General features: G+C 69.6%; 12 protein-coding genes. 9 read left to right on the plus strand and 3 right to left on the minus strand.

The genetic code is table 11. The features are described from left to right. Nucleotides 1-36: 36 nt before the first annotated feature. Nucleotides 37-558: a sigma-70 family RNA polymerase sigma factor gene (locus HY049_03025; protein ID MBI3447883.1), complete on the minus strand. Its 522-nt coding sequence runs from the start codon at nucleotides 556-558 to the stop codon at nucleotides 37-39. A 179-nt stretch (nucleotides 559-737) separates the two neighbouring features. Between HY049_03025 and HY049_03030 the strand changes: the two genes are divergently transcribed. From HY049_03030 to HY049_03065, 8 genes are all read left to right on the plus strand, one after another. Next, on the plus strand, nucleotides 738-2,171 hold the full coding sequence (locus tag HY049_03030; protein ID MBI3447884.1) for an FAD-binding oxidoreductase: 1,434 nt from the start codon (nucleotides 738-740) through the stop codon (nucleotides 2,169-2,171). Between the two features lie 117 nt (nucleotides 2,172-2,288). Then, nucleotides 2,289-3,236 (plus strand): VWA domain-containing protein, encoded by a 948-nt coding sequence (locus tag HY049_03035; protein MBI3447885.1) that lies wholly within the window; start codon nucleotides 2,289-2,291, stop codon nucleotides 3,234-3,236. A gap of 102 nt (nucleotides 3,237-3,338) precedes the next feature. Further along, nucleotides 3,339-4,001 (plus strand): OmpA family protein, encoded by a 663-nt coding sequence (locus tag HY049_03040; GenBank protein MBI3447886.1) that lies wholly within the window; start codon nucleotides 3,339-3,341, stop codon nucleotides 3,999-4,001. A 3-nt stretch (nucleotides 4,002-4,004) separates the two neighbouring features. Continuing rightward, nucleotides 4,005-4,886 (plus strand): FkbM family methyltransferase, encoded by an 882-nt coding sequence (locus HY049_03045; protein ID MBI3447887.1) that lies wholly within the window; start codon nucleotides 4,005-4,007, stop codon nucleotides 4,884-4,886. 82 nt (nucleotides 4,887-4,968) lie between these two features. Next, nucleotides 4,969-5,655 carry an outer membrane beta-barrel protein gene (locus HY049_03050; GenBank protein ID MBI3447888.1) on the plus strand — a complete coding sequence of 229 codons (687 nt, stop codon included), beginning with the start codon at nucleotides 4,969-4,971 and terminating at the stop codon, nucleotides 5,653-5,655. 30 nt (nucleotides 5,656-5,685) lie between these two features. Beyond that, entirely contained in the window at nucleotides 5,686-7,074 is a 1,389-nt protein-coding gene (locus HY049_03055) for a phenylacetate--CoA ligase family protein (GenBank protein MBI3447889.1), read from the plus strand. Next, nucleotides 7,071-7,649 (plus strand): hypothetical protein, encoded by a 579-nt coding sequence (locus tag HY049_03060; GenBank protein ID MBI3447890.1) that lies wholly within the window; start codon nucleotides 7,071-7,073, stop codon nucleotides 7,647-7,649. Before HY049_03055 ends, HY049_03060 begins: the two co-directional genes overlap by 4 nt. Further along, nucleotides 7,646-8,665, plus strand: a complete 1,020-nt coding sequence (locus HY049_03065) for a hypothetical protein (protein MBI3447891.1) — start codon at nucleotides 7,646-7,648, stop codon at nucleotides 8,663-8,665. Before HY049_03060 ends, HY049_03065 begins: the two co-directional genes overlap by 4 nt. On the opposite strand, the gene HY049_03070 is transcribed toward HY049_03065, so the two are convergent. Continuing rightward, a complete protein-coding gene (locus tag HY049_03070) occupies nucleotides 8,640-9,413 on the minus strand; it encodes a class I SAM-dependent methyltransferase (GenBank protein ID MBI3447892.1) in 774 nt (257 codons plus the stop codon). The two genes, HY049_03065 and HY049_03070, sit on opposite strands and share 26 nt — an antisense overlap. On the opposite strand from HY049_03070, the gene HY049_03075 reads away from it, so the two are divergent. Further along, nucleotides 9,393-10,235, plus strand: coding sequence for a class I SAM-dependent methyltransferase (locus HY049_03075; protein MBI3447893.1), 843 nt, complete (start codon nucleotides 9,393-9,395; stop codon nucleotides 10,233-10,235). The two genes, HY049_03070 and HY049_03075, sit on opposite strands and share 21 nt — an antisense overlap. A gap of 55 nt (nucleotides 10,236-10,290) precedes the next feature. Here HY049_03075 and HY049_03080 read toward each other — a convergent pair whose 3' ends face one another. Beyond that, entirely contained in the window at nucleotides 10,291-14,448 is a 4,158-nt protein-coding gene (locus HY049_03080; GenBank protein ID MBI3447894.1) for an HYR domain-containing protein, read from the minus strand. Nucleotides 14,449-14,705: the final 257 nt, after the last annotated feature.

Here is a 14,705-nt window from a genome sequence, read left to right on the forward strand (position 1 = left end):
AGAAGCAGCTTCTTCACCTTGCTCATGTTCGTTCCCTCACCCTTTCGTCACGTCGTCGTAGATGCGCCGCAACCGGCGGCGCAGGTGCAGGACCGCGTAGCGCTTCCTGGACAGGAGCGTGTTCACGCTCACGCCGGTCTCGGCGGCCATCTCCTTGAAGCTGAGCCCTTGAAGCTCATGCGCGACGAACGCCTCGCGCTGCTCGTCCGGCAGCTCGTCGAGCGCCGCCTCGATCTCGGCGAGGAGCACGCCGCGCGCGTAGAGAGCGTCGGGGCCGGCGTCGGGAGAAGGAAGCAGCTCCTCGATGTCGCCGAGGCTCTCCTGCATCGGCCTGCGCCAGAGGTCGGTGATGCGGTTCCGCGCCACGCGGAAGAGCCAGCCGGTGAGGTGCTCGATCGGCATCAGCAGGCGGTTCGCCTCGACCAGCTCGTGGAAGACGTCCTGCAGGATGTCCTCCACGTCGCGGGGGTCGGCCACGCGCCGTCGGATGAAGCGACGCAGCCGGGATTGCTCCCGCTCGACCGCATCGGAGGTCCGCTGGTCCCGTTCGAGTGGCATCCGCTCCAGGCTCGCCGCGTCCGTCATCCAGGAGTGTAGACGGACGAGGGGGTGGGGATATTGTAGGGTCGCCGGGCCGATGGGAACGAGGACCGCCGGCCATGCGTCCATGACCGCCGTCTGCCATAGTGTCGGTCTTCGACGAGGCGCCCTCGGGCGCATGGACCAGGAGGCTGACCATGGCGGGCATCGCAGTCAGGACGATCGACGGCAAGGGCGCATCTCTCTCATCCGAAACGCTCGATGCGCTCCGCGGCGAGCTGCGGGGACCCATGTGTCTTCCCGGCGAGGCGGGGTACGACGACGCGCGGGCGATCTGGAACGCGATGATCGACCGCCGCCCCGCGCTCGTCGTGCGGGCGGCCGGGGCGGCCGACGTCATCTCGACCGTCCGCCTCGCGGCGAGGGCCGGGCTGCTCCTGTCGGTTCGGGGGGGCGGGCACAACATCGCCGGGAACGCCGTGTGCGACGGAGGGGTGATGCTCGATCTCTCGCGGATGATCTCGGTCAGGGTCGACCCGCAGGCGCGCACCGCGCGCGTCGAGCCCGGCGCGAAGCTCTCCGATTTCGACAGGGAGACGCAGGCCTTCGGCCTTGCGACGCCCCTCGGGATCAACTCGACGACCGGGATCGCCGGGCTGACCCTCGGCGGCGGCTTTGGCTGGCTCAGCCGGAAGCACGGGCTGACGGTCGACAACCTGCTCTCCGCCGACGTCGTGACGGCCGAGGCGAAGCTCGTGCGCGCGAGCGCGACCGATCACCCGGATCTCTTCTGGGCGATCCGCGGCGGCGGCGGCAACTTCGGCGTCGTGACGTCCTTCGAGTTCACTCTCCACCCCGTGGGCCCGGAGGTGATCGCGGGGCTGATCGTCCACCCGTTCGCGAGCGCGAAGGCGGTCCTCGGCGAGTACCGCCGCCTCGTCGCGAAGGCGCCGGACGAGCTGACGTGCTGGGCCGTGATGCGGAAGGCGCCGCCCCTCCCTTTCCTCCCGCCGGGCGTTCACGGGACCGAGGTCCTCGTCCTCGCCCTCTGTCATGCCGGCGACCGCGCGGCCGGTGAGAAGGCGGTGGCCCCCTTCAAGGCGCTCGGGAAACCGATCGCGGACGTGGTCGGCCCCGCCCCGTACGCGGCGTGGCAGACGGCGTTCGATCCCATGCTCACGCCCGGCGCGAGGAACTACTGGAAGTCGCACGACGCCGTCGATCTCTCGGACGGCCTCATCGAGGCGCTGCTCCAGGCCGTCCGAACCCTTCCTTCCCCGGAGTGCGAGATCTTCGTCGCGAGCCTCGGCGGGGCCATCAACCGGGTTCCCGTCGACGCGACCGCGTACCCGCACCGGAATGTCGAGTTCGTGGTCAACGTGCACACGCGCTGGAGCGCCGCAGCCGACGACGCCGCGTGCGTCGCGTGGGCCCGGAAGCTCTACGACGCGGCCGCGCCGTTCGCGACGGGCGGGGTCTACGTGAACTTCATGCCCGAGGACGAGGCCGCCCGCGTCCGCGGCGGAGCGTACGGCCCGAACTACGACCGGCTCGCCCGGGTCAAGGCGAACTACGACCCGAAGAACTTCTTCCGGATGAACCAGAACGTCGCGCCGGGGGGGACGGCGTGACGGCAGGACGGCGGAAGCTCGCGCGGCGGGGTCGCACCGGTCGGCCACGCCGCGCTTGCATCCGGCGCCCTCATCGACAAGATTGAACGGGCGCGTTGGCCCCGCCCCGGAGTACCGTTGCGCCCGAGATTCCCGATCCTTCCGATCGTCGCCGCTGTCCTGAGCCTCTTCGCCGTCGCCGGCGTCCGCGCGGAGGATCCGCCGCCCAACGGGTACGTCGAGACGGTCGACGTCAGCCTCGTCGTCCTTCACGTCACGGTCCTCGACTCGAAGGGGGAGCCGGTCCAGGGGCTCTCGCCGCGCGATTTCCACGTCCGCGAGGACGACGTGTTCAGAAAGATCTCGGTCTTCGGGTCGTCGGCCGACCAGGCGGTGAGGGTCGCCTTCCTTCTCGACGTCTCCGGATCGATGGAGATCCTGGGGAAGCTCTCGCGGGCCAAGGAGGCGATCCGGCTCTTCGCCGCCTCCCTCCTCCCTCACGACGAGATCGCCCTTCTCATCTTCGCCGACGGCCAGGTGGTCGTGAAGCTCGGCTTCACCAGCGACCGCGAGGCCCTCTCGCGCACGCTCGACGGCATCGACGCCTACGGCCGCACGGCGCTCCATGACGCTCTCGCAGAGGCCCCATTTCTTCTGTCGGCGACCGAGGCCGGGAGGAAGGCGCTGATCATCCTGACCGACGGCGTGGACAACGCCTCGACCATCTCGAACGCCGAGGCGATCGAGATGGCCCGGCGCGCGCCGGTCCCGATCTTCGCCATCGGTCTGGCCGACCAGCCCCTCGACCTCCGCCCCGATCCGCGCGGCGAAGGGAAGGACCGACCGCTCTTCGAGACGCTGGCGGAGTTCACCTCCGGGACGGGCGGGGAGATGGTGACGGTCTTCAGCCCGAAGGAGATCCAGGCGGCGGTGGACCTCCTCGACCGGCGGCTCAGGGGCCAATACGTCGTCGGCTACGCCCCGGGCCCTTCGGGGGACGTCCCCGGATTCCACCGCATCGACGTCACGACCCGGGACAAGCGCCACCGCGTCATGACGCGGAAGGGGTACACCACCAGTCCCTGAGCGTGCTATCTTTCGGGCGCTCTTGGGAATTGAACCTGCCAAAGGACCAACAAGCACTCCCGCGCGTCCTTGGCCCCGCATCGCGGCGAGCGAGGGAGACTCATGAACCGATCGACGTCCGGTCAGAAGCTTGCGTACGTGCTCGTGACGACCGCGGCCGTCCTGATGCTCGGCGGCTGCGCGACCAAGAAGTCCCTCCGCGAGGGGCTCGGGACCCAGGACACCAAGATCTCCGGCATCGAGTCCCAGGTCGAGGCCAACCAGAAGCGCATCGAGGAGACCGGCCAGCGCCTGGAGGGAGTGAAGGAGGAGGCCGGCGACGCGAAGCGTATCGGCGCGACGGCCGACTCGAAGGCCGAGAAGGCGGGGGCGCGCGCGGATCAGGCGTACGATCTCGCGAAGGGAAAGCTCCTCTACACGGTCGTCATCTCCGAGGTGGCCGGCCAGTTCGCGACCAGCAAGTACGAGCTGAGCGACGGGGCGAAGAAGACGCTCGACGATCTCGCCGCGAAGCTGAAGGCCGACAACGCCAACGTCTACCTCGAGGTCCAGGGGCACACCGACGGCACGGGGAGCGACGAGTACAACCTCCTCCTCGGGCAGCGCCGCGCCGACGCGGTGCGCCAGTACCTGAACTCGACCCAGGGTATCCCGCTCCACAAGATGTCGGTGATCTCCTTCGGCAAGTCCAAGCCGGTCGCCGACAACGGCACCCGCGAGGGGCGCGCCCAGAACCGGCGCGTGGAGATCCACGTCCTCTCCTGAGGCATGACCGAACCGGGCGCAGGCGGTTTCTCGGTCAGAGGCGTCGCCCGCGCTGCGCTCCCCTCCTTCCTCTGGACATGGCTGAGGGGGATCCGACTGAGATGGCTCGCCGCCACGTATCCGCGGCGCGTCGTCGAGCACCGATACGCCGGCTTCCCGCTGAGAATCCTCATCGCCGACGAGATGGGCCGCGACTGGTACGACATGGAGTGGCCCGTCCCCCCCGTCATCGAGGCCCTCCACGAACACGGGCTGCGGGAGGGGGCCGTCGTCTTCAACCTGGGCGCCCACCAGGGAGTGATGGCGCTCATCCTCGCGCGGGGGGCCGGGCGCTCGGGACGCATCGTCGCGGTGGAGGCGATGCCGTTCAACGCGTCGGTGGCGCGTGTCAATCGCGATCTCAACGACGCCCCGCAGATCACGATCCTGCAGGCGGCGGTGGGAGACCGCCCCGGGATCCTCCACTTCAATCCCAGCTTCAACGGCGCCGTCGAAGCGGGAGGGCGCGGATGGGGGAGGCTCGAAGTGGAGGCCGTGACGGTGGACGAGTTGAGCCGGCGGCACGGCGCTCCGGACGTTCTCTTCATGGACATCGAGGGGTTCGAATACCTCGCGCTCAGGGGCGCCGTCGAGACCCTTGCACGCCGGCCCGACTGCGTCATCGAGGTGCACACCGGCGGCCAGCTCGAATCGTTCGGCGGATCGCTCCAGGGAATCGTCGAGTTCTTCCCGCCCGGCGACTTCACTCTCCTGATGTCGCCTGAGTGGAAGACCGACGCGGCCGACCCGGGGTGCAGGCCGCTCGATGCGGCCGACGATCTCGTCAGGAAACCGTTCTACCTGCTCGCTCTGGGGAAGCGCGGCGCCACACCCCTCGCGCCTTGACTTCGGGACGAGGGCGGGGAAGGATCCGCCCGTTGTTCGCCCGCGCGCTCGCCACAGCGCCCACCATTCCCCGGAGAAACCAATGAAAAAGAGGTCGCAGAGGAAGCTCCTATCGGCATCGATGATGACCGCGCTCGGCGCGGGGTCTCTCGCCGTCGTGGACGCGCACGCCGGCTCCTACGTCGGCGGTGCCATCGGCGAGGCGCTCCTCCGGAGCGACAGCCAGACAGGGAACGACTACGTCGCCGACGCGCTGACGGAGCGCGGTCTCACGCTGACCAACCCGAGCTCGCACCTCTCCGGCACCAACTTCGACACCCGGGGTTTCGGGTGGAGGGCCTACTACGGGTACAAGTTCATCCCGCAGCTCGCCGTCGAGGCCGAGTACGCCGACCTCGGCAAGGGGGCCTCGCACGTGCGCGGGCTCGTGGACGGACCGGAGGGAGTTTCCGGCAGCCACGAGGTGAAGAAGAGCGGCTACGGCGTCGCCGTGATCGGATTCCTCCCCCTCCACGACAAGTGGTCCGTCTTCGCGAGATTCGGCGGGCTCCACTGGACGGCGAAGAGCACGTCGGACGTCTCGATTCCCAACCTGCAGCCTTCCAGGGTGAGGAAGGAGACGTCGAACAGCTCCACGAACGGCCACTACGGGTTCGGGTTCGAGCGCGAGTTCGGCAAGCGGTTCGGCGGCCGCCTCGAGTGGGCCAAGTACTACGCCGACGGGAGCGACACGAGGCTGTACCTCGTCGACGGCTTCTTCCGCTTCTGAGCCGTCGGTCCCCGAGGGACGCCGTGGGCCATGCGCGCGCGGGTTGACCCGACCCGGTTCGCGTGGCCACCCTTCGTCTCGGGAGACGCCGGCTGGTCCGGCCTCCTCGACGGTATGTCCGAGACCGAGCGGCTCCCGGCCGAGGATGTCCTCCTCGGACAGCGCCTCCAGCTGAGGCACCTCCTCCCCTGGGCCGAGCGCCAGTCGCGCTACTACCGGCGCGCCGGCTGGATCGGCGATTTCCTCGCGGAAGCGGATCGGCGCCCCGACGATTTCTGGGAGATCTGGCGCCGCGTCCCGATCCTTCCCAAGTCCCACCTCCGCAAGGACGCCGGGATCATCCACGCCCGGCAGATCCCCGCGGACCAGACTCCGATCGAATCGACGATCACCTCGGGCTCGACCGGGATCACGGTCGAGGTGCGCACGACCAGCGCCACGCGCATGATGTGGCACGCCCTCACCGTCCGCGAGCACCTCTGGCAGCGGCGCGACGTCGGCAAGCGTCTGGGGGCGATCCGCTACCGCCCCGCGGACGACCGCGATCCCGCCGGCCGGGATCTTCCGAGCTGGGGGCCGCCCGTCGCGAGCCTCTCGCCCACCGGCCCCGCCTCGGTCATCCACGTGGGGCACAGCGTCGACCTTCTCGCGGCGTGGGTCACGAGGTTCGACCCTCACTACCTCCTGGTCTACCCGAGCCTCGCCGGCCCGCTCCTCGAGCGCCTCGACGAGGCGCCGTCGCGGCCGCGCGCCCTCGAGGAGCTCCGGTGCCTCTCGGAGCCCCTGGACCCCGAGTCGGAGCGCGCGCTCAGGAAGCGCTGGGGCGTTCGCGTCTCGGACATGTACTCGGCGAACGAGGTTGGCCACATCGCCTTCACCTGCGAGCGGGGCCGCCTCCACGTCCAGTCCGAATCGGTCGTCGTCGAGATCCTCGATGACCGGGGAGCCCCCTGCGCGCCGGGCGACACCGGCCGCGTCGTGGTGACGTCGCTCCACAACCTCGCGACGCCGCTCATCCGGTACGACCTCGGCGACTACGCCACGGCCGGCGATCGCTGCGAGTGCCGGCGCGGGCTTCCGGTGATCGGGCAGGTGCGCGGGCGCGTGCGAAACCTGGTGAGGACGCCGGACGGGCGTCGATACTGGCCCGTGGAGCTCGGCAAGATCCGATCGGTTCACGCCATACGACAGGCGCAGTACGTGCAATCCGCGCTCGACACGATCCGGCTGAACGTCGTCGCGGATCGGACGCTGACCGCCGGGGAGGAGGCTCGCGCGGGGGACGCGGCGCGCGCGGCCCTCGGGTACCCTTTCCGGGTCGAAATCGTCCGGGTCGACGAGATCCCTCGCGGGCCTACCGGCAAGTTCGAGGAGTTCTGGTCCAGGATCGACGAGCCCTGGCCGGCGGCGGCGCCGTGAGCCCGCCTCTCGCCTTTCGAGCGGGATGGAGGGAGATCCCCGCCGCAAGACCCGTCACCCAGGAGCATCTGGCCCACCCCGATCTCGCCCTGAGCCTGCACGGCCCCGGCGCGGCGCAGCTCAAGAAGAGCCACCACGACGAGATCCCCGGCGACCCCTGGTATCTCTGGTCGGGAGCGTGCGCCGGCGCCTGGGCGATCAGCCTGCGTCACCGCGACGCCGTGATCGATCTGTCCGCCCCGGGGGCCGTGCGCTGGCGCGCGCGTCAGTCGGGGACGCGCCGCCTGCGCCTGATCCTCAAGCCCGAGCGCGGCAGGTGGCTGGTCAGCGACCTTGGCGATGGCGCGTCGGGCGGCTGGCGTGAGTTCGAGATCGAGATCGCGACGACCTCCTGGCGGCGGCTCGACATCGAGACCGTGACGCCGGGGGGCGAGGCGGGAGCCGGCGAGATCGACATGGGGCGCGTGGACGCCGTCGGGGTCACCGATTTGATGGGCGGCGAAGGAAGCGGCCAGTGCTCCCGCCTCGACTGGATCGAGGTGTCGGGACGCCTCGTGGCGCGGACGGCGCGTTGAGGCGCCCCCCCGCCGACTCCGATCTCTGGGTGATCACAGCCTACTTCAACCTGGCGGGGTGGTCCTCGCGTCTCGAGAACTATCGCTCGTTCCGCCGCGCCCTGGAGGTTCCCCTGGCGACGGTCGAGTGGAGCCCGGCGGGGGCGTACGCCCTCGGCGGCGACGACGCCGACCTCCTCATGCAGATTCCCGGCGGGGACCTGATGTGGCAGAAGGAGAGGCTCCTCGGGCTCGCCCTCTCCGCCCTCCCCGATCACGTCCGGTACGTCGCCTGGGTCGACTGCGACGTGATCTTCGCCGACCCGCTCTGGCACGAGCGCACGCGGCGGCTCCTCCGGGATTACCGGATCGTCCAGCCCTTCCGGCGGGTGGCGTACCTGAGGCCGGAGGCGACGCGGCGCATCGCCCTCGGACGGGAATCCGCCGCGGAGGCCTGCGCGAACAGCGCCCATCCCTCGAGGCCCTCCTTCCTCGATCTCTTCGAGCGGATCGGCGACGACATCGCCCGCGTGGATCTCTCGCGGAGGTTCGACCCTGTCCCCGGCGGCGCGGGGCGGTACGACATCATGGCCCGGCCGGCCTACGGGCACGCTTGGGCGGCGCGCACGGAGACGCTCCGCCGGATCGGTTTCTACGAGCGCTGCGTCGTGGGGGGCGGCGATCTCATGTCGGCCTATGCCCTCGTCGGGCGCGCGGAGGAGATGATCGCGAACCACCGGTCGGTCGGATGGGATTTCTACGGCGGCGGGGCGAGCTATCGGAACTGGGCGGCTCCAGCGGCGGACGCGTGCCGCGGCAACCTCGCGTGCGGCGACGAGACCCTCGCCCACCTCTTTCATGGGACCCTCGAGGATCGCCAGTACCGATCGCGCATCGACGGCCTCGCCCCCTTCGGGCTCGACATCGACCGCGACATCGCCGCCGAGCCCGGCGCGCCCTGGTCGTGGACGCGGAGCGCGGCCGAGCTCAACGGCTACTTCCTCGCCTACATCAGGAACCGAAGGGAGGACGGGTGACTGCGCCCGGCTCGAAGGGAGCCTCGATCGCCTCGAGAGACGAAGGGAGCCCGCGCACGAGGGTCAGCCCGCCGTCGAACGGGAACGAGAGGACCTCGAGGCCGGGCGTCTCGCGCAGCCTATGCATGAGGAGGCAGACGGTGTGCTCGTAGGGGCGGTCCTTCCCGTAGATCGGGCTCTCCCACCGGCGCACGCTGTCGTGGAAGAGGGTGACCGCCTCCGGTGCGAGCTTGGGGAGCATCGCGAGGTAGTCGAAGCGCGCCTGCTCCGCCGTGTGGAAGCCGTCCACCATCGCCATCCCGACGCCGGCGAGATGCCGGTACTCTTCGGTCGCGACGAACTCCTGCGTCGTCGCCCGGACATGCCGGACGTTCGGCGCGCCGAGCGACGCGAAGTGCCCCGTCACGCGCGCCGAGTCGGACCAGAAGTCGTCCACGAACGACGGATCGACGAAGACCACCTCGCCCCCCTCGGAGTTGTCCGCCAGCGCCTTCCCGAGAATGGCAGGGACGAACCCCCGCCAGGAGCCGATGACGACGGCGGTCCGGGGGCGGATCACGCGCGCGAGGGCGTAGTAGATCCAACCCAGGCCGAGGTTGAGGTCGCCGGCGCGCTGCGCGTGCCCCATCCGGAGCATCGCGGGGTCGGCGAAGAGTCGTGAGATGAACTCGTCCACGGGAGCAGAATACACGCGGGGCCCGTCAGGGGACACTCGAGGAGGAACGACGTGACCGAGGAGACCGTCCATTCGCTCGACCCCGAAGCCCTCGACATCTTCGCGAGGAAGGGAACCCAGGGGGGCCCCGACGTCCCCCAGGCGGGCCCGGCCAACGGGGTCAAGGTCCGCCGCGTCCTTCAGCTCACGCGCGATTTCGCCCGGCGCCCGTTCGAAGATCTGCGCATCCTCGATCTCGGGTGCGGCGAGGGGGTCTACGCGATCGAGGCGTCGCTGCGCGGCGCCGAGGTCCTCGCCGTCGACGCCCGCACCGGGCGCATGGAGCAGGGGGCGGCGTGCGCCGCCCGCCACGGCCTCGCGAACGTCCGCTTCGTTCAGGGGGACGTGAGGAACGTGACGCGCGACGGCGTCGGATCCTTCGACGTCGTCTACCTGCTCGGGCTCCTCTACCATCTGGACGCCCCCGACCTCTTCGCGGTTCTCGAGAAGGTGCACGACCTGTGCGACGGGGTGCTCGTCGTCGACACGCTCGTCAGCCTCACGGCGGAGTGCGAGGTCGCGTGGCGCGATCGGACGTACCAGGGACGGCGCGTCCGGGAGCACGAGGACGGCGACCCGGACGACGTGCGCAGGGGGCGCGCGCTCAGGTCGATCGACAACACCTTCAGCCTGAGGCTCACGCGGCGCTCGCTTCTCTCGGCCCTTCACGACGCCGGCTTCACGTCGGTCTGCGAGGGCCACGTTCCCTTCGAGCCGGGGAAGGCGGAGGATCGCGTCACGCTCGTGGCCCTCAAGGGGACGCCGGTGCTCCTCTCCACGTACCCGTGGGTCAACGGCAGGTCCGAGGGCGAGATCGAGCGGACGCTGCATCCGCCCCCCCCATCGGCGGGGTAGAAGAGGGGCGGGACTCTCGTCCCGCCCCCCCGAACGGCCGGAGGCCGATGACTCTCTACGGGCAGCTTCTGCCGGGGACCCGGGGCTTCGAGGCCGAAGGCGTCCCGTACGTGCTGTCCAGCCCGTGGTGGTACGCCACGAGGTAGAAGAAGACCTTCCCGGGCGCCGGCGTGTCGGTGTCCAGGCGGCTGGTCTGGAGCGTGCGCGGCTCGAGGCAGTCCACCGCGCCGAGGTTCAGGAAGTTCGTCTGCTCGGAGAGCTGCGCGACGTTTCCGCGGATGACGCTGTAGTACTCGGCGCCTCCCACGGCGTTCCACGACAGCACCGGGTCGGCACCGACGAGGTTCATCTCGATGCTCATCGGGTCCTCGACGCCTGACTGGTCGTGCGGCACGAAGGCCGACCTCGCGGAGGTCGCCGGGTTGCCGTGGATGTCGACGCAGGTGTAGCCGGCCGTGTAGAGGCGGCCCTGGCCCGTCCCCGCGCGCTCGGCGCGGAAATCGAACGAGAGATCGAGCGTTCCGGGTGCGGCGTTCTGGATGTCGTTCGTGGTGTTCCCGTCGCCGTTCCCGGTCGCGTTGTCGGGCTCGCTGCTGCTCACCGACGTCAGCGTGCAGGTCGTCGCGCCGCAGTTGTCGAACGATGTCACCGTCGCGTCGACGGTGACCATCTGGTGGTTCGGGGGCCACAGCCGCTCCGGGCTGAGGCTCACGGCCACCGCCGGGGGCTCGTTGTCCGCGACCGTCACATTGAAGGAGCAGGACGACGTGCGGCCGGCGGCATCGGTGGCCGTCGCGTGCACGGTCGTGCCGCCCACCGGGAAGACCGAGCCGGAGGCGACGTCGGTCGCCACCGTCACGGCGCCGCAGTTGTCGGTGGCCGTGGGCGCCGGGTAGGTGACGACGGCGGAGCAGAGACCGGGATCGTTGACGGCGCTGATGTCCGCGGGGCAGGTGATCGACGGGGGCGTCGTGTCCACGACCGTGACCTTGAAGCTGCACGTCGCGGTCGCTCCGGCCGCGTCGGTCGCGGTGGCGTGAACGGTGGTGGTCCCCACCGGGAAGCTCGAGCCGGAGGCGATGTCGGTCGTGACCATCGCGGCGCCGCAGTTGTCAGTGGCCGTGGGGGCCGGGAAGCTGACGGGCGCCGAGCAGAGGCCCGGGGCGTTGACGGTGCTGATGTCGGACGGGCACGCGATCACCGGCGGCGGGTTCACGACGGTGAACGACGCGGCGCCCGTGTTGTTGGCCGGGTCGTTGTCCGGGGTCGCCGCGCCCACGGCGGCCGTGTTCGAGACGATCGTCCCGTCCGGGACGTTGCAGTTCACCGTCGCACCCAGCGTGACGGTCTCGGTCCCGCTCGACGCGAGGGAGGCGAAGCCGGCGGTGCGGCTGTTCCCGCTCCCGCCGCAGACCCCCGACCCCGTCGAGGAGCATGAGGTGAAGGTCAGCGAGGAGGAGAGGCTGTCGCTCACGACGACGCCGGCCGACGCGCTCGGCCCTCCGTTCGACACGGAGATCGCGTAGGTGACGGGATCGCCCGTCAGCACCGTCGGGGACGAGACGGTCTTCGTCAGGCTCAGGTCGGCCTGGCCCGAGACGACGCTCTTCACCACGACGTTGTCCACCATGACGCCGCACTGATGGCCGGGGCGGACGTTCGCGCAGTTGAAGGAGCTGTCCTGGGTGAACTCGAACCGGAGCTGCACCCTGGCTCCGGCCAGGCCGCCGGCGCCGGGGAACTTCATGTGGACGTGCTTGAAGCCCTGCGAATCGCCGGCCCAGCACGACATGTCCTCGAAGTAGCGGGTGCTGCTGTTGCGCGGGAGGTGCTTGGGATAGTGCAAGAAGCCGTCGGTGGTGAACTCCTCCTCCCAGGCCTCGGCCAGAGCGGAGATGATGACCCTTCCAGTGGTCTGGTCGGTGAGACGCAGGAAGAAGCCGTCGAAGGCCTGGATGTTGAAGGAGGGGTCGTCCTCCGTGTCGTAGGCGACGTCCATGTCGACGGTCATGTACTCGGCGGCCGCCGGAACCGTCAGGACGGGGCTGAGCAGCCGCTCCCATCGCGTCGGGTCGGCGGTCGGCGTGCTGCCGTCCTGGGCGTTCTGGTGGAAGGCCGCGTTGGAGGTCGTGCCGAAGAAGGTGCCGTTCGTGACCCAGGGAACCGTGTTCAGGCCACCGCCGTGGGCGACGCTCCATCCCGCCGGCAGCGCCGGCGCGGTCGCCGCGTCGAAGTTTTCATTCAAGAGGGTCGTCGTCTCGGGCGTGCCGGTGGACTGCGTGAAGAGCAGGGTCGTCGTCCCCTGGTCGCTCGAGACGTTCAGCGCCAGCTCGATGTGCGTCCCCTTCACGAACGAGGGGGAGAGCTGGAGGACGTAGTCGGTGTTGTCGAGCGCGCTGGCTCCCGCGGCGAGGTCGGGGTAGTCCGAGCTCGCCTGGGTGACCGACACCCCCGCGGTGGAGGTGGACAGCGTGCCGCTGATCCGGGTGAGGCTGCCGGCGCTGATCGGGTTGGTGACGTAGTTGAGGAGCGGCATCTTCAGGCTGACCGTCTCCCCCGCGTCGATGAAGCCGTTCCCGCCGGTCTCGGTGAAGGTGACGCCGCCGAGGCTCAGCGAGATCTTCGTGGCGGGGGCGCGCTTGAAGAAGACGTCGGGGGTGCTGAAGTTCCCGACCGGCTGCTGGTCGAGGAACCCCTTCAGCTCGGTGCCGGCCCACGTCGCGAAAACCTGGCCCCCCTGGGCCACGCTCTGGTTGTAGTCCCCGAGGTTCGGCTGGCCCGTGTCGTTCCCCCACCCCGCGTGGTACGGGCGGTCGCTCATGGCCATCGGCTTGCTCCACGTGACGCCGCCGTCGTCGGAGTACAGGAAGGTCGTCTCCGTGAGATCACCGCTCGCGGCGATCCCCTGGTCGTAGTAGTGAACGTACACGCGGCCCGTCGTCGTGTCGACCGTGACCCAGGGGAACCACTGCGCCCGGTCGGCGCCGGGGCGGCTGTCGAGGATCACCGGTGCGGAGAAGCCCAGCCCGCCATCGATGCTGCGCTGGAAAGCGACGTCGGCGCCGTCATGGTTCGAGTTGTTGGAGTAGACGACGTAGACGTTTCCCTGGAAAGTTCCGCCCGAGTTGTCCACGGCGAGGGAGGGAGAGGTGTTGACGCGGTCGTTCCCCGGGACCTGATCCATGGTGAAGAAGTTCGTGGTCAGCTGCACCGCCGGGCTCCAGTTGGCGCCGTTGTCCGTCGAGCGGGCGTAGCCGACGTTGTTTCCGTTCGCAACCGGTGTGCGCCGCCACACGACGTAGACGTTCGACGACCCGCCCCCGACGAATCGGGGAATCGAGGCCTGGCCGTCGCCGGAGGCGGCGGCGACGATCTTGCGGGCCGACCAGGTCGGCGGCGTCGCCGAGAAGATGTTGTCCGAGAAGGTCGCCGAGATCTCCACGCCGCCGGGGGCGAAGGCCGTCGAGGTGAAATTGGACCAGCTCATGAGGGCGCGGCCGGTCTCCGGGTCGACGTCGGCGAATTCCTTGTCGGCTGCATCGCGGGCGTTCACGCCCGAGAGAAGACCGTGGGGGTTGGTCGCGGTCGTCACCTCGAAGGGGCCCGTCCACGTGTGGCCGCAGTCGGTCGAGCGGTGCACGCCCATCGTCTGCGCCGTGCCGGTGGTGGAGAACTTCTTGACGACGATCGAGAAGTAGACGAACTGGCAGCCCCCACCGCCGGGGACGTACTTGACCTCGGGATCGCCGAAGACCTGAGGGAAGAGCGTGGTGCCGATGGCGCTCGTCCCCGTCGTGACGGGGAGCTGGCCGCCGTCGACGAAGGTCACGCCGCCGTCATCCGAGTACCGGAACCCGGACACCGACGCGGGATTGAGGGAGAAACCCCGCGTGTCGTTGAAGCCGATCACGATGTGCATGCCGGTGGGGTCCACGGCGAGCGAGGTCTCGGCCTGCCCGCCGAGCGGGCCGTCGTTGTCGTCGTCCTGCCCGGTGGCGAGCGCCGTGGCCTGAATTCCTCCCGCGGCGGCGGCGTCCCGCTCGTCGGCCTGCGTCTGGGCCACGCGACCCATCGCCGACATGATGTCCTCGTCGGCCGTCTTCTCCGGAAGAGGATCCTCCGCCAGCATGTAGAAACCGCCGGTCAGGATCACGATTCCCAGCGTCAGCATGAGAGAGCGGACTCGGAGATTCGTCGGCTTCCGGCTGCGCATCGATGTGCTCCTCGGCTCGAGTGAGTGAGAGGGGCCCCCCGGCCCGCGCGGCTCAACGCCGCGTTCCCACGGATCCAAAGGCGATATCGGTGAAGAAAGTCCAAGAATGGCGAACTTTCGCCCCACTCAGTACCCTGAAAATAGCTTGCAGTCAAGGAAGTAATGCGATCTCCGGCCGAATAGGGCCCGGATCGGAAATCTCGGGATATACTCGAGCCGATGCGCGGTCTCATCCTCTTGATCGCCACCCTTCCTCT

The sequence above is a fragment of the Acidobacteriota bacterium genome, assembly GCA_016195325.1.
In the GTDB taxonomy this organism is placed as follows: Bacteria; Acidobacteriota; Polarisedimenticolia; order JACPZX01; family JACPZX01; genus JACPZX01.